At 75.6% G+C, this 14484-nt stretch carries 12 protein-coding genes; 5 read left to right on the top strand and 7 right to left on the bottom strand.

The genetic code is table 11. The features are described from left to right. Positions 1–15: 15 nt before the first annotated feature. A complete protein-coding gene (locus IF06_RS0104815) occupies positions 16–2832 on the bottom strand; it encodes a hypothetical protein (RefSeq protein WP_030269263.1) in 2817 nt (938 codons plus the stop codon). Between the two features lie 149 nt (positions 2833–2981). Between IF06_RS0104815 and IF06_RS0104810 the strand changes: the two genes are divergently transcribed. Both IF06_RS0104810 and IF06_RS0104805 read left to right on the top strand, forming a co-directional pair. Then, a complete protein-coding gene (locus IF06_RS0104810; protein WP_013288691.1) occupies positions 2982–3620 on the top strand; it encodes a TetR/AcrR family transcriptional regulator in 639 nt (212 codons plus the stop codon). A gap of 65 nt (positions 3621–3685) precedes the next feature. Next, positions 3686–3913: a DUF3107 domain-containing protein gene (locus IF06_RS0104805; protein WP_013288692.1), complete on the top strand. Its 228-nt coding sequence runs from the start codon at positions 3686–3688 to the stop codon at positions 3911–3913. A gap of 46 nt (positions 3914–3959) precedes the next feature. Here the strand turns inward: IF06_RS0104805 and IF06_RS0104800 are convergent, their stop codons facing one another. Then, positions 3960–4631: a ferritin-like fold-containing protein gene (locus IF06_RS0104800; protein WP_030269261.1), complete on the bottom strand. Its 672-nt coding sequence runs from the start codon at positions 4629–4631 to the stop codon at positions 3960–3962. Between the two features lie 282 nt (positions 4632–4913). Here IF06_RS0104800 and IF06_RS0104795 point away from each other — a divergent pair, with 282 nt between their 5' ends. Both IF06_RS0104795 and IF06_RS0104790 read left to right on the top strand, forming a co-directional pair. After that, positions 4914–6569, top strand: coding sequence for a DEAD/DEAH box helicase (locus IF06_RS0104795; protein ID WP_030269259.1), 1656 nt, complete (start codon positions 4914–4916; stop codon positions 6567–6569). A gap of 183 nt (positions 6570–6752) precedes the next feature. Continuing rightward, positions 6753–7901, top strand: coding sequence for a class I SAM-dependent methyltransferase (locus IF06_RS0104790; RefSeq protein ID WP_030269257.1), 1149 nt, complete (start codon positions 6753–6755; stop codon positions 7899–7901). Between the two features lie 26 nt (positions 7902–7927). Here IF06_RS0104790 and IF06_RS0104785 read toward each other — a convergent pair whose 3' ends face one another. After that, positions 7928–8353 (bottom strand): hypothetical protein, encoded by a 426-nt coding sequence (locus IF06_RS0104785; RefSeq protein WP_013288696.1) that lies wholly within the window; start codon positions 8351–8353, stop codon positions 7928–7930. A gap of 180 nt (positions 8354–8533) precedes the next feature. Here IF06_RS0104785 and IF06_RS0104780 point away from each other — a divergent pair, with 180 nt between their 5' ends. Then, positions 8534–8953 (top strand): helix-turn-helix domain-containing protein, encoded by a 420-nt coding sequence (locus IF06_RS0104780; protein ID WP_013288697.1) that lies wholly within the window; start codon positions 8534–8536, stop codon positions 8951–8953. A gap of 22 nt (positions 8954–8975) precedes the next feature. Here the strand turns inward: IF06_RS0104780 and IF06_RS0104775 are convergent, their stop codons facing one another. The 4 genes from IF06_RS0104775 to IF06_RS0104760 all read right to left on the bottom strand — a co-directional run bounded on the left by IF06_RS0104775 (position 8976) and on the right by IF06_RS0104760 (position 14432). Then, positions 8976–10073: a hypothetical protein gene (locus IF06_RS0104775; protein WP_030269256.1), complete on the bottom strand. Its 1098-nt coding sequence runs from the start codon at positions 10071–10073 to the stop codon at positions 8976–8978. Further along, positions 10066–10296 carry a heavy-metal-associated domain-containing protein gene (locus IF06_RS0104770; protein ID WP_013288699.1) on the bottom strand — a complete coding sequence of 77 codons (231 nt, stop codon included), beginning with the start codon at positions 10294–10296 and terminating at the stop codon, positions 10066–10068. The genes IF06_RS0104775 and IF06_RS0104770 overlap by 8 nt, the downstream gene beginning before the upstream one ends. Positions 10297–10461: 165 nt before the next feature. After that, the gene (locus IF06_RS0104765) at positions 10462–12579 is read right to left on the bottom strand and encodes a RecQ family ATP-dependent DNA helicase (RefSeq protein WP_030269254.1); all 2118 of its coding nucleotides are present in this window, start codon (positions 12577–12579) and stop codon (positions 10462–10464) included. Beyond that, entirely contained in the window at positions 12576–14432 is a 1857-nt protein-coding gene (locus IF06_RS0104760; protein ID WP_013288701.1) for a BTAD domain-containing putative transcriptional regulator, read from the bottom strand. Before IF06_RS0104760 ends, IF06_RS0104765 begins: the two co-directional genes overlap by 4 nt. Positions 14433–14484 lie beyond the last annotated feature (52 nt).

Below are 14484 nucleotides of genomic sequence, written 5' to 3'. Positions count from 1 at the left end.
GTACCGCACACCGGCTCAGGAGAGCAGCGCCTCCAGCCGCCGGTTCACCGCCGCGAGCGTGGCCCGCACGACCGCCTGCCGGGGATCCCCGGCCACCAGCGCCGAACCGGCCAGCTGCTCCACCCAGCCGTCGCAGACCAGCAGCACCACCACTGTGGCGACCTCGCAGTTGCCGAACGGCACCACGGCGGCGTGCTCCACGAAGCACCGGCCCCGCTCGCCGGCCGGGACGACCCGGCCGAGCAGCTCGTCCACCGCGGCGGCCGCGGCCACCGCGCAGAGCCGCAGCACGTACCCGTCGACAGCCGGGCCGGTCGCGTGCCCCTCGGCCGTCCGGTCGCCGGCGACCAGGCGCACCTCGGTGGTGGCGTCCAGGCCGAACGTGCTCACCAGGACGTGCTCGATCACCACCCGCGGCCCCGGCACGCCGCCGGTGTCCAGCGGTCGCGACGGCGCGGTCTCCGTCGTGGTCATCTGTCCACCGGAGTACGACGTACCGAGCGTGACCGGGCTGCCGGTGGACATGCCGGTCGGCGCGGAGGCCAGCGACGTCTCGTCGACAGCGGCCCGGCCCCGGTGGGTGGCCTGCCGGCGGCGGCGCGGCGGCTCGTCGCCGTCGCCGGGCGCCTCGGCCGGGCGCGTGGCGCGGTCCGCACCGAACCGCGCATCGCCGGAACGGTTCGCGGCCGGACGGACCACACCGGTACGCGCCGGCATCTCGTCGCCGCCCGTCTCCTCACCGTTACGGGCCTCGCCCGGCTCCGCCTGCGGGGCACGGGCCTCGACCGGTGCCGGCTGCGTCCCGGGTGCTCGTGTCTCGCCCGCGCGCGTCTCACCGGAGCGGTCCAGCCGGGCCGACCGGCGGCGCAGCGGGGCCGGGGGCGGTACGGCGGGCGCGCCGGGCAGGTTCTGCGGGGCGGCGGCCAGACCCATCCGCTCCTGGAGCAGCCGGGCCACCATGCGGCTGACCTCGGCCGGGTCCGCGCCGTCGGCCAGGTCGAGCCGGAGGCTGTGCGCGCCGGCCGGGGTACGGCGCAGCGCGGCGTCGCGTACGCCCGCCACCTCCCGGACCGCGTCGAGGATCGCGTTGACGTCGAAGCCCTCCGGCCGCTCCCGCAGTGGCGCGGGTTCGTCGTCGCGGCGCAGGTGGGTGGCGATGCGGGCGAGTTCGGGGGTCTCGGCGGACGGTTCCACTGCCGGTGGCTCCGGCACGACGGGCACGTCCGGTTCCGAGGGGACGCGCTGCGGCAGCACGGGGGACGGTTCCTCCGGTCGGGGCTCGGCGACCGCGTCGGCGGCCGGCACCGGTTCCGGTGCGGACCGGCGGGCCGCGTAGGGAGGGGCGCTCGTCGGGTGGGGCGCGGGTGCGGGGTCGAACCGTGGCGTGCCGCTCGTGGCGGGAACGCCTGAGGTCGGCGGGACGGCGGCAGCCGCCTCGGCGGGCGGCGCCGGGGCGTATCCACCGGCCGGGGCGGGCGGGGCGCCGGCTACCGGCGGCGCGCCGGGCGCGGGCGGGGCACTCGTCGGCGGGGGGCCCGGGGGCGTGATCAGCGGCGCGACCGGCACCGGCGGCCCGGCCCAGGAGGGCCGCTCGTAGCCGTGCGGTGGTTCGGCGTCGCCCCGGGGCAGCCGGAACGGCCGGGTCGCCTCGGGCGCCGGCTCGGGCGCGGCCGGCGGCTCGTACCGGCGCGCCGGCTCCGGCCCGGCACCCGGCTCGTACGGCCGGGACACCTCGGACTCGGCGGGCGGCGGGTACTGCCGCGCCGCATCCGGTCCCGGGGCCGGCTCGGCGCGCAACGGCTCGTACGGCCGTACCGGCTCGGGCCGGGGTGGCTCGTAGGCGGCGGGCGGCTCGACCCGGGCCGGCTCGTACGGCCGCACCGGCTCGGGCGCCCACTCGGCCGCGCGGTCCTCGCGGGCGCTGCGGTGGGCGGCGCTGTCGTCCTCCCACTCCCGCCGCTCGGCGGCGGGCTCCTCGGCGCGGCGGGCCGCTGGCTCGTCGGGCCGGGCCCACGGCGGGGCCCAGCCGTCACCCCAGCTCGGGCGGTTCCAGGACGGCCCGGACCAGTCCGGTTCGGCGGCCCTCGGGTCGTCGGCCGCCGGAGTCTCGGCCGCGGCCCGCGGCTCGGCGCCGGCCGCCCGGCCCTCGGGCGGGTGGACCTCGCCCGGTGCGTGCTCCGGCCGGCTCACTGCCGGCGGCGGGGTGACCGGCCGGTCGGCCCAGCCGTGGGACAGCGACGGGGTGGATTCGGTGTTCGGCGCGTGAAAGCCCGGCGGCACCTCGAACCCGGAGGCGGCGGCGCCGACCGGCGGGACCTGGAGCGCCGGGGGCGCGGAGGTCGGCCCGCTCTCGGCCCAGCGCGGAGCCCGGGCGGCCGGGTCGTCCGCGGCGTGCCGGGAACCGGCGGGCTCCCCCGGGTCGGTCGGCTGCTCGATCGTCGGCGCCGGGCGCGGGGCCGGTACGGCCAGCCGTTCGCCGTCGGCAGGCCGGGGCAGCTCGTCCGCGGGCGGGGCACTGACCGGCGCCTGGCGGGTCACTGGCGACTCCTCCCCGGCGTGGTGCACGCCGTTGACGTGGCGGCCGTTGACGCGGCCCGGTTCCGGCGCGGAGTGGCCGGGCAGCGGGGCCGGCAGGTCGCCGTGCCGGGGCGAGGAGGCGGCCCAGCCGCCGAGGTCGCCGTAGGGCCAGCCGCCGGGCGCCGGAGCGCCGCGGGACCAGCCGTTCGGCGGGGGCGCCCAACCGCCGCCGGTACGGGCCGGGTCGTCCTGCTGGCCCGTCCCGTCGCCGTGCTCTCCCGGGGTGGCGGCTCCGGGTTGCCCTGTTTCACTCACCGCGCGCTCCTTGGTCGCCCCCGCTGAGGCTACCGTGTGGTGACAGTGGCGATAAGTTACAGCGGCGGGCCAATTCCGCGACGGGTTCACGAACCCGGACCGGTTCGGGTGATACGTGCCGGCTCGTACGCAGATACTCGGAGGATCCGATGACCGCAGTGGGGAACGGTGCACAGACCGCCGGTCGGCCCACCCGCCTGCCCCGCTCGGCGCGCCGTAAGCAGCTGCTCGCCGCCGCCCAGGAGGTGTTCGTCGCGCAGGGCTACCACGCCGCCGCGATGGACGACATCGCCGAGCGGGCCGGTGTCTCCAAGCCGGTGCTCTACCAACACTTCCCCGGGAAGATGGAGCTGTACCTCGCGCTGCTGGACACGCACTGTGACGCGATAGTGGCCAACGTGCAGGACGCGATGAGCGGCACCAACGACAACAAGGAGCGCGTCGGCGCCGCGGTGCGCGCGTACTTCGACTTCGTCGACCACGAGAGCGAGGCGTTCCGGCTGGTCTTCGAGTCGGACCTGCGCAACGACCCGGCGGTGCGGCAGCGGGTGGAGCGGGTCGAGCAGGGCTGCATCGCGGCCATCACCGACACGATCATCTCGGACACCGGGGTCAGCCGCTCGCACGCCGAACTGCTCGCCTCGGGCCTGGTCGGCGCCGCCGAGACGGCCGCCCAGTTCTGGCTCGCCGGCGGCCGTCAGGTGCCCAAGGCGGAGGCCGAGGCGCTGGTCGCGGCCCTGTCCTGGCGCGGCATCGCCAGCTTCCCGCTGCAAGGTGAGTCAGCCTGAACATCGGGCCGCCGGATCGGATAGCCTTCCCACGGTGGCTTTTTCGCCCCAGTTGAGGAGGCACAGTGGAGGTCAAGATCGGCGTGCAGTACGCGCCGCGGGAGCTGGTCCTGGAGAGCGCGCAGTCGCCGGCCGAGATCGAGCAGATCGTGACCGACGCCTTCGCCAAGAGCGAGGGCACCCTCTCCCTGACCGACGAGAAGGGCCGGCGCGTGATCGTGCCGGTCGGCAAGGTCGCCTACGTCGAGATCGCCGAGGCGTCGCCCCGCGCGGTCGGATTCACCGTTCGCTGATTCCCGCGGCACCGGCCGCCGTGGCGGGCCTCCCCGCCACGGCGGCTCAGTTGTTCAACCCGACCGACGTCATCCGCGCGGAGTGCGCCTCGGTCAGCCGGCGCAGCAGCCCCGGCACGTCCCCGCCGGTCCGCCCGATCAACGCGACGAGCGCGCCCCGGTCGGCGGCGGCCACCCGGCCCGCCTGGGAGAGCGCCTCACCGAGCAGCCGCCGCGCCCACATCGACAGCCGCCCGGCCGCCCGGGGATCGGCCTCGATCGCGGCCCGGATCTCGGCCGCGGCGAACTCGGCGTACCGGGAGTCGTGCAGCACGTCGAGCAGCAGCGTCCGGTTCGGCCCGTCCAGGCCGTCGGCGATCCCGCGCAGGAAGTCGTCGGTGATCGCGTCGCCCACGTACGCCTTCGTCACCGCCTCCGCCCAGTCCCGCGGCTCGGTCGAGTCGTGGTACGCCCGCAGCGCCTCGACGTAGGGCGCCATCGCCTCCTCCGGCGTGACGCCCCACGCGGCGAGCCGGTCGGTGAGCCACCTGTAGTGCGCGATCTCGGCGGCGGCCATCTCGCTGAGCGCGGCCCGGCGGCGCAGGTCGGGCGCGAGGCGCGCGTCGGCGGCGAGGCGGTCGAACGCGAGCAGTTCGCCGTAGGCGACGAGCCCGAGCAGGTCGGTGGCGGCGGGATCGGCGGCGGCAGGGTCGGTCGCGGCGGGGTCGGGGGCGGACACGAGCGCAGGCTACCGACGTTGCGCCTGTGACTCAAGTCACAGCGAACCGCCCCGCGTGCACGGCCACCACCTGGGAATCGGGACGACTCAGGGACCGTTCAGGTACGATGAGACAGTTGCCGTGGGCACCGAATCGGTCACTTGCTGATCAACGCCGGTCCCCGACGCGCGTGCGGCCCGGTCCGGCTCGGCGAAATCGCCCCTGACCGCGTGGCCCGCGCCACACCGATCGCGCCCTGAGGACCTGAGGGGCGCACCACGAGAGGGCACCCCCAAATCCATATGAGCGAGCAGATTTCCGGCCAGCCACTGGCCCCCACCGCTCCGGTCCCCCCGGAGGCACCCACGTTCGCCGCGCTCGGTGCGCGGCAGGAAACCGTCGAGGCGCTGGCCGCCGCCGGCATCACCCGCGCCTTCGCCATCCAGGAGTACGCGCTGCCGATCGCGCTGCGCGGCGTCGACCTGATCGGGCAGGCGCCGACCGGCACCGGCAAGACGCTCGGCTTCGGCATCCCGCTGCTGGAGCGCGTGTTCGCCCCGTCCGAGGGCAGCGACGGCGTCCCGCAGGCGCTCGTCGTCGTACCCACCCGTGAGCTGGGCATCCAGGTCGCCAAGGACCTCGACGCCGCCGGCCGTACCCGGGGCGTCCGGGTGCTGCCGATCTACGGCGGCGTGGCGTACGAGCCGCAGATCGAGGCGCTCCGCAAGGGCGTCGAGATCCTGGTCGGCACCCCCGGCCGCCTGCTGGACCTGCAGAAGCAGAAGCACCTGCGGCTCGACCGGGTCCGCGCGCTCGTCCTCGACGAGGCGGACCGCATGCTCGACCTGGGCTTCCTGGACGACGTCGAGAAGATCCTGGCGATGCTGCCGGAGGACCGGCAGACCATGCTGTTCTCGGCCACCATGCCGGACCCGATCGTCGCGCTGTCCCGGCGCTTCCTGCGCCGTCCGGTGACCATCCACGCCGGGCACACGGCCGAGACCGGTCCGTCGCCGCAGACCACGCAGCTCGCGTACCGCACGCACTCGCTGAACAAGGTCGAGATCGTGGCGCGCATCCTCCAGGCCGAGGGCCGCGGGCTGACCATGATCTTCACCCGCACCAAGCGGGCCGCCGACCGGGTCGCCGAGGATCTCGACTTCCGCGGCTTCGCCGTCGCCGCCGTGCACGGTGACCTCGGCCAGGGCGCGCGTGAGCGGGCGCTGCGGGCGTTCCGGGCCGGCAAGATCGACACGCTGGTCGCCACCGACGTGGCGGCCCGGGGCATCGACGTCACGGGCGTCACGCACGTGATCAACTACGACTGCCCGGAGGACCAGGACACCTACACCCACCGCATCGGCCGTACCGGCCGGGCCGGGGCCACGGGTGTCGCTGTGACGTTCGTCGACTGGGACGACATGCCCCGCTGGCGGATCATCGACAAGACGCTCGGGCTGGACATGCCCGAGCCGCCGGAGACGTACCACACCTCCGCGCACCTCTACACGGACCTGGCCATCCCGACGGACGTCAGCGGCACGCTGCCGACCGCCGAGCGCACCCGCGCCGGCCTGTCCGCCGAGGTCGAGGAAGACCTGGGCGGTGGCGGCCGGTCGCGTCGGGGCGCACGGCGCGGCGACAGCCGGGGCCGCGAGCGCGGCGACCGCGACCGCGGTCGTGGCCGGGGCGGCGAGGGCGGTTCGTCCGCCGGTTCGCCCGCCGCGCAGGCCGACGCCGGAGACGACGAGACCCCGCGTACGCCGCGTCGTCGGCGTCGCCGCCGGGCCGGCGAGACGGTGGCCGGTGAGCCGACCGCGGTGATCGGCACCGAGGGCGCGGCCGAGACCGCCGCCGCACCGCAGCAGGCCGCGGAGGGTGAGGCGGCGAGCAAGCCGCGTCGCCGTCGCCGCAGCGGCAGCACCGGCGCGCCCGCCGAGGCCACCAACGCCGACTGACGAACACCAACGGATGCGGCCTCCCGGACCCCGGTCCCGGAGGCCGTCCCCATCCCCGCCCTCTCGCTCACTCGCCGGCTGCGACGATCATGAAGTTGACGGCGCGACACGCCGTGCTCACGGCCGCCAACTTCATGATCGCCGGGGCGAGGGCGAGGGCGGGAAGCAGGAAGGTAGGTACTGATGCCGGAAGCGTTGGACTCGGCGCTGGCCGAGGTGCGGGCGCTGCTGCTCGCGCCGGGGCTGACCCGCGCGGTCGCCGCCGGGCGCCGTCGTGGGCAGCGTCCCTCGGTGGTACGCGCGGAGCTGCGCCCGGTCACGCTGAAGGCCGGTCCGCGGTTGCAGATCGCCGTCTCCGACGGATCACGTCCGCACACCCGCAACGTGGCACCGGGTACGGAGGCCGGCGCGGCTGTCGACGAACTGCTCGCCGAGCCGTTCGGCAACTGGCACGTCGAGACCGCCGACGCCACGCTCCAACTCCGGGTCACCAAGTCCGGCGAGGCGCAGGTGCACCGCGCGGCGGCCAGCCGTCCGGCCGCCGAGCCGGGCGGGCACGACCGGGCGAAGGAGTGGCTGCTCGACCCCGGTGATCCCCTGTTCCGGGAGATCGGCGGCTCGGCGGCCAAACGCCGCCAGGTCGACGCGTTCCTGCGCGCGCTCGCGGCCACGCTGCCCGACGACCTCACCGGCCCGCTGCGGGTCGTGGACCTGGGCTGCGGCAACGCGTACCTGACCTTCGCCGCCTACCGCTACCTCGTCCAGCGCGGCCTGGACGTGACGCTCGTCGGGGTGGACGTGCGAGAGGACCAGCGCCGCCGCAACACCGAGCTGGCCGAGCGGCTGGGCTGGGCCGACCGCGTGGGCTTCGTGGCCGGCACCATCGCCGAGGCGCCCGTCGAACCGGCGCCCGACCTGGTGCTGGCGCTGCACGCCTGCGACACCGCGACCGACGAGGCGCTGGCCCGGGCGGTGCGCTGGGGCGCCCGCTGGGTGCTGGCCGCGCCCTGCTGCCACCACGACCTGGCCGCCCAGCTCCGGAGCGGTCAGGCGCCCGCGCCGTACGAGCTGCTGACCCGGCAGGGCATCCTGCGGGAACGGTTCGCCGACGTGCTCACCGACTCGCTGCGGGCCGCGCTGCTGCGGCTGCACGGGTACCGCGCCGAAGTGGTGGAGTTCGTCGACTCCCAGCACACGCCGCGCAACCTGCTGATCCGGGCACGGCGGACGGCAGGCGCGCCGACAGACGGGCAGCGCGCCGAGTATCGCGAGCTGGTCGGCCAGTGGGGTGTCACGCCCCGGCTGGAGACGCTGCTGGCCGAGGCGCGCTGAGCCGAGGCGCGCCGAGCGCGGCGGTCCTACCGCCCCCGGTCGCCCCGGTTGCGGTCGCCCCGGTCCAGCACCGACACCCGCTCACCACGGGTCGGACCTCGCTCGCCGTCGTGTGACGCGCTCCGGAACGGCACCACCTTCCCGGCATGCTCGGCGTTGCCGGCGGCGGCGAAGGCGTTCCACGAGATGTCCACGAGCAGCCGCTTCACCTCGGCGTGCCGGACGGCCGCGTTGCGCTGCAACGCCATCCGCGCGCCGAGCACCACAGCGGCCAGTGTGGTGCAGATCGCGCCGGTCGCGGCGATCAGGTGTACGCCGGTCGCCTCGCCTCCGCGTACCGCCAGCACCAGCAGCCAGATCCAGAAGCCGAGCGCGAACACGGCGGCCTTGGCCACGAAGAAGAGGCTCACCGCGCCGGGGCGATGCGGTACGGGGCGGTCCGGCTCGGCCATGCTGTTCCTCCATCGACATCCAGGATTGCCTCAGCTTAGTTGACCGGCGGCAACTTTCCGTAGTCGGGCGGTCCCGCCAATGAGACCTCCGGAGCGATCAGTCAGTTACTTCTCCGGCCCGGCGTACTAGGCTCGGTGCGCGAGCCGGGCCACCGGAGGAAGGGGACAGATCCACCAGGGATGGGTTCCGCAGACGTTTCGCCACAGATGGCCTTCGCGCGCTTCGTACGACGGGCCATCGACGCCGCGCGCGAGGAGCGCGGCTGGACGGTGACCGACCTCGCCACCCACACCGGCGTCGGCCGCTCCACTGTGTTCCGCTGGCTGGCCGGCGACTGGCAGGACTACCCCGAACTCGCGAAGGTCCGCGGCTTCTGCGCCGCCCTCGACCTGCCCGTGGCTGCGGCGTTCCGCGCGCTGGGCCTGCCCGACGCCGGGCCGTTGCCCCGCCGCCGGGGAGCCGAGGACGGCCCGGTGGAGGCCGACGTGCGCGTCATCCTGGATCGGCTCGCCGACCCGAACGTGCCCGCCGAGGAGAAGCACCACATCCGCGATCTGCTCCGCTACCTGGCCCGCCGCCCGGTCCGCCGGGCCGGCTGAGCGCCGGGCGGGCGACGAGGGCTCAGGCCACGGTCAGCGTGAACTCGGCGGTCCGCACCACGCCGCCGACCTGGAAGTCCAGGAACATCCGGTAGCTACCCGGCCCCGGCGCGGTCAGCCAGAACGTCACGTCGTCGCCGTCGCGCACCGGCTCCGGGTGCACGTGCAGGTAACCGAGGTCGCCCTCGCGCAGCGCCACCAGGTGCCCGTACGCCCCGAGGTACGGCTCCAGCGCCGCCGCCGTGCCGTCCGCGCCGGTGACCCGGAACCGCAGCGGCACCGACTTCCCCACCTCCGGCGTGCCCCCGTACCCGACGGTGAACCCGTCGACGGTGGCCGACGTCGCGGCGGCGGGCAGCGGCCGGGGCCGGTACGCGCCGGACGCGGTCAGGTCGGCGCCGAGCACCACGGCGACCTGGCGGCCGTCGTCGGCCACCGCGGTGAAGTCCGCGTACATCCGCCAGGGGCCCGCCTCCGGCGCCGTGATCGGCACCGACCAGGTGCCGTCGGCGGCCATCGTCGGGTGCAGGTGCCGGTAACCGCCGAGGTCACGCCGGACCATGATCACGTGCATCGGTTTGTCGTGCACGACGGCGAACCGGGTGACCGCCCGGCGCTGGTCGTCGCGGATCTGGAAGCGCAGCTCACCGGCGCGGCCCGCGACCAGCTCGGTCGACGGCACCAGCGTGTAGCCGGCCGAGGTGATCGACAGTCCGGTCGCGCCGTCGCCGCCGCCCTGGGTGACTGTTGCGCCGTCGTGCGTGTGCGCGCCGGTCCCGGGTGAGTGGGCGTGCGCGCCGCCGTCTGTGCCGCCCGTGGTGGCGGCCCCGCCGGCAGTCGTGGGCCGGGCCGGGTCGGCCGGCGCGTTCATCCGCCCGAGGCCGAAGCCGAGCAGGACGGCGAGCACCAGGCCGCCCACCACCAGGGCCAGCCGCAACGTCTCCCGGTCAACAGCGACGGGCCCGGCCGCCCCGGCCGAACCACTCGCGCCGTCCCCGGCCAGCGCCGCGTCCCCGGCCAGAGCCGCACCCCCGGGCTGCGCCGCGGGAGCGCCGGAACCGGCCTCGGAGTCGTCGGGGACGACGCCGGTGCCGGACGTGACGGACGACGACTCAGGCACCGCCGCCGACCAGCTCGTAACCCGCCTCGTCCACAGCGGCACGCACGGACTCGACGGGCAGCGGCGCCGCGCTGGTGACAGTGGCGGTGCCGCTCGTCAGATCGATCCGGACCTCGTCGACGCCGGGCAGCGCGGACAGCTCCTCGGTCACCGCCTTGACGCAGTGTCCGCAGGTCATCCCGGTCACGGTGTACGTCTGGACGACGGGTCGCTGCTCGGTCATGACCCCACGGTACCGCCGCCCGGGTGCGGGCCCGACGACGGTCCGCCGACGGTGGTGACGCTCGCATTCCGCCCGGCCCGGGAACTTTTCCCGCAGGCCGGGAACTGCCGCGCCGACCGGCGGCACGCCACGCCGGGACTCCCGTCAGGCAGGCCGAGGGACGGGTCAGCCGGCCACCGCGAGCGCCAGCGGCAGCACGTCCGGCGCACCGGCCCGGCGCAGCAGCCGCGCCACCGTGCCCATCGTCCAGCCCGAGTCGACCAGGTCGTCCACCAGCAGCACCGGGCCGTCCAGCCCCGCCAGCGCACCGGCCAGCTCGTCCGGCAGGCGGAAGGCGTCGTGCAGCGCGCGTACCCGCTGGGCGCTGTTGCCGCGCGGCCCGCCGCCGCCAGGCCCGGCCGGGACGACCTGGCCGAGCAGCGGCAGCCGGCCCACGGCGGCGATCCGCTCGGCCAGCGAGCCGACCAGCAGCGGTCGCGTCCGGGAGCCGACCGCGACCACACCCGCCGGCCGCCGGGGCCACGGGTCGTCGCCGTGCGCCCACGCCTTCAGCACCTCGACCACAGCGGCCACCACGTCGTCGGGCACCGGGCCGTCCGGCGCCTCCGGCCCGACCAGCCCGCGCAGCCGCCCACCCCACCCCAGGTCGGACAGGCGGCCCACGGCCCGGCCGGGCAGCGCCTGCTCCGCCGGGGGGATGCGGCCCTTCAGGGGTACGCCGACCGACTCCAACCCGGTCGGCCAGAGCTTCTTCGGCGGGATCGGCACGCCGGGCCGCCCGAGGAACGTCTGCGCGGCGGTCAGCGCCTGGTCGGAGACAGCGGCGTCGAACAACGGGCCGGCGCAGTTGTCGCACCGCCCGCAGTCCTGCGCCCCCGTGTCGTCCAGCCCTTCCCGCAGGTAGCGCATCCGGCAGCCGGACGTCGAGGCGTACTCCCGCATGGCCCGCTGCTCGGCGGCGCGCGCGTCGGCGACGCGCCGCAACCGGGCCTCGTCGTAGAACCAGGGCTCACCGGTGGCGAGCCAGCCACCGCGCACCCGGCGGACCGCGCCGTCCACGTCGAGCACCTTGAGCATCAGCTCCAGCCGGGCCCGGCGCAGGTCGACCACCGGTTCGAGGGCCTGGGTGGAGATCGGCCGTTCGGTGTCCAGCGCGGCGAGCACGGCGCGCACCTGCTCCTCGGGCGGGAAGGCGAGCGAGGCGAAGTACCGCCAGATCGCCGCGTCCTCCACGCCGGGCAGCAGCAGCACCTCGGCGTGCTCGACGGCCCGGCCGGCGCGGCCGACCTGCTGGTAGTAGGCGATCGGCGAGGGCGGCGCGCCCAGGTGCACGACGAAGCCCAGGTCGGGCTTGTCGAAGCCCATGCCGAGCGCGCTGGTGGCGACCAGCGCCTTGATCTTGTTGTCCAGCAGGTCCTGCTCGGCGGCCCGCCGGTCGGCGTCCTCGGCCTGCCCGGTGTAGGAGGCGACCGACCAGCCCCGGCCGCGCAGGAAGTCGGCCGTCTCGGTGGCCGCCGCGACGGTGAGCGTGTAGACGATCCCCGAGCCGGGGAGCCGGTCCAGGTGGTCGGCCAGCCAGGCCAGGCGGTGGGCCGGGCTCGGCAGATCGAGTACGCCGAGGCGCAGCGACTCGCGGTCCAGGGTGCCCCGCAGCACCAGGGCGTCACCGAGCTGCTCGGCCACGTCCTGGGTGACCCGGGCGTTGGCGGTGGCGGTGGTGGCGAGCACCGGCGTGCGCTCGGGCAGGTTGGCCAGGAACGTGCGCAGCCGCCGGTAGTCGGGCCGGAAGTCGTGCCCCCAGTCGGAGACGCAGTGCGCCTCGTCCACCACGAGCAGCCCGGTGGTGGCTGCGAGCTTCGGCAGCACGCCGTCGCGGAAGTCCGGGTTGTTCAGGCGTTCCGGGCTGATCAGCAGTACGTCGACGGCGCCGGCGTGGATCTCGGCGGTGATCTCGTCCCACTCGTCCAGGTTCGCCGAGTTGATGGTGCGCGCCCGGATGCCGGCGCGGGCGGCGGACTCGACCTGGTTGCGCATCAGCGCCAGCAGCGGCGAGACGATCACGGTCGGCCCGTGCTGATTCCCCTCACGCAGCAGCGCGGTCGCCACGAAGTAGACGGCCGACTTGCCCCAGCCGGTGCGCTGCACGCAGAGCACCCGCCGCCGGTCGACCACGAGCGCCTCGATGGCCCGCCACTGGTCCTCGCGCAGCCGGGCGTGGTCACCCGCCAGCCGCCGCAGCACCGCCTCGGCACGCTCCCGGACGGCCATCCGATCCTGGCTCATCCGGCATTTCTACCAGGGGCCACCGACGTCACCGGCGGACCGGGCGGCGACGTGGGCGGCGGTACGGGTGTCGGTGCGGGCGGCAGGAAGATCAGCAGCTCGCGCAACGAGTCCGTCGCCGCCGCCGGCAGCAGGCACCGCGAGGCCAGCTCCTCCATCGACGTGTACGGGCCGCGCATCCGCCGGTCGACCACCACATGCTGCGCCTGCGACCGGGTCAGTCCCGGCAGCCCGCTGATCACGTGGTCCGGCACCGAGTTGACGTCCACCAGTCCGCCGTCGTCGTACGCCCGGGGCAGGTCGGGGCGGCCGATGCGCAGGTCCTCCCGCGCCGACGGGTACTGGTAGAGCAGGTAGCGGGCGTACTCCCGGCGCAGCCGGTTGCGGTCGGCGTACGGCCGGCCACGCCAGAGCCCGCGCAGCCAGGCGAGCAGCCGGCCGTTGAGCAGCACCACGTGCGGGACGCCCGAGATCCAGGTGGTCAGCCAGATCAGGATCATGGCGCCCTCGGGTCCGCTGACCTCCTCCGTCTCGCTGCCGCCGACGACCACCACGAATGTCACGGCGACGGTCAGGTAGCAGACCGCGGCGAGGATGCTGCCCCAGCCCCGCCGCCAGATCCCGTAGAGCAGCACTACCAGCCAGGTGAGCATGCCGAACGAGAGCAGGGCGATGAACGCGCCGCCCACAGTCGCGACGACGCTCAACCACCCGGGCACTCCGGCCGGACGCCGGGACGGCGGCACGGCACCGAACAGCGGCGCGACCGGTGGCGCGACCCAGGCCGGCAGGCCCGTCGGCGACTCACCCGGGCCGGCCGGTGGCGGCGGGAACGGGCTGCCCGGCTGCGCCGAGACGGTGAACTGCACCGGAACGGTGAGTTGAGCCGAGACCGTGGGCTGGGGCGGAGCTGTGGGTTGGGCCGGAGCGGCGGGCTGGGGCGGCGCCGTGAGCGGAAGCGGGCTCTCGGCCGGGCTCATGGGCAGCGGCCGGGCCGGTTCCTCGGCGGGGGCCGGAGACGGCTCCGGGCCGCCGACCGCCCACCTGTCGCCGGGTCCGGCCGGACGACGCGGCGCCTGCGCGAGGAGATCCGGGTCGGCGCGCAGAATCCGCCGGTGCAGATCCTGGAGCGCCCCGCCCGGCTCGATGCCGTACTCGTCGCGGAGCAGCCCGGCGTAGTCACGGTAGGCGGCCAGCGCCTCGGCCTGCCGTCCGCTGCGGTGCAGCGCCAGCATGAGCTGGTGACGCAGCCGTTCCCGGACCGGGAACTCGGCGACCAGCTCGACCAGCCGGCCGACCAGCTCGCCGTGCCGGCCGTCGGCCAGCTCCAGTTCGGTACGCGTCTCCAGCGCGACCGCCCGCATCTCCACGAGGCGGTGCCGGGCCGTCTCGAAGTACGCGCCGCCGAACCCGGTGAACGGCTCCCCCTGCCACAGCTCCAGCGCGGCGCTCACCTCGGTCAGCGCCTCCGCCGTACGCCCGGCCGTCTGTGCCGCCCGCGCACGCCGCACGCCGCGCTCGAAGCGCGCCACGTCCACCGCCTCGGGCGGCACGCGCAGCAGGTAGCCCGCGTCGGTGAGGGTGAGCACCCGGGCCGGCGTACGCGGCGACCGGTCGGGTTCCAGCATCCGGCGCAGACCGGCCACGTGCTTCTGCACCACGTTGAGGCCGTTCACCGGCGCCTCGTCCGGCCAGACCGCCTCGACGATCTGCCCGGTCGGCACGGGACGGCCCGCGGCGAGCAGCAGCACGGCCAGCACGGCCCGCTGCTTGGCCGGGCCGAGATCGAGTGGTCGGCCGGCGTACCAGGCCCGCTGCGGGCCGAGGAGTTCGAAGCGCAGCGCCTCTGACATGCGAGTTTCCGCCCCCGTACCGACTGCCCCCGCCCACCGTGGCCGACGGCAG

The organism is Micromonospora globosa (assembly GCF_000717585.1).
Taxonomy (GTDB): Bacteria; Actinomycetota; Actinomycetes; order Mycobacteriales; family Micromonosporaceae; genus Micromonospora; species Micromonospora aurantiaca.
This window is presented reverse-complemented; position numbering and strand designations above follow the sequence as displayed.

Coding starts and splice junctions, on each gene's coding strand:
- IF06_RS0104785 (WP_013288696.1), bottom strand. CDS start 8,353: ATGGCCGAGCCGGACCGCCCCGTACCGCATCGCCCCGGCGCGGTGAGC.
- IF06_RS0104760 (WP_013288701.1), bottom strand. CDS start 14,432: ATGTCAGAGGCGCTGCGCTTCGAACTCCTCGGCCCGCAGCGGGCCTGG.
- IF06_RS0104770 (WP_013288699.1), bottom strand. CDS start 10,296: ATGACCGAGCAGCGACCCGTCGTCCAGACGTACACCGTGACCGGGATG.
- IF06_RS0104810 (WP_013288691.1), top strand. CDS start 2,982: ATGACCGCAGTGGGGAACGGTGCACAGACCGCCGGTCGGCCCACCCGC.
- IF06_RS0104765 (WP_030269254.1), bottom strand. CDS start 12,579: ATGAGCCAGGATCGGATGGCCGTCCGGGAGCGTGCCGAGGCGGTGCTG.
- IF06_RS0104790 (WP_030269257.1), top strand. CDS start 6,753: ATGCCGGAAGCGTTGGACTCGGCGCTGGCCGAGGTGCGGGCGCTGCTG.
- IF06_RS0104780 (WP_013288697.1), top strand. CDS start 8,534: ATGGGTTCCGCAGACGTTTCGCCACAGATGGCCTTCGCGCGCTTCGTA.
- IF06_RS0104795 (WP_030269259.1), top strand. CDS start 4,914: ATGAGCGAGCAGATTTCCGGCCAGCCACTGGCCCCCACCGCTCCGGTC.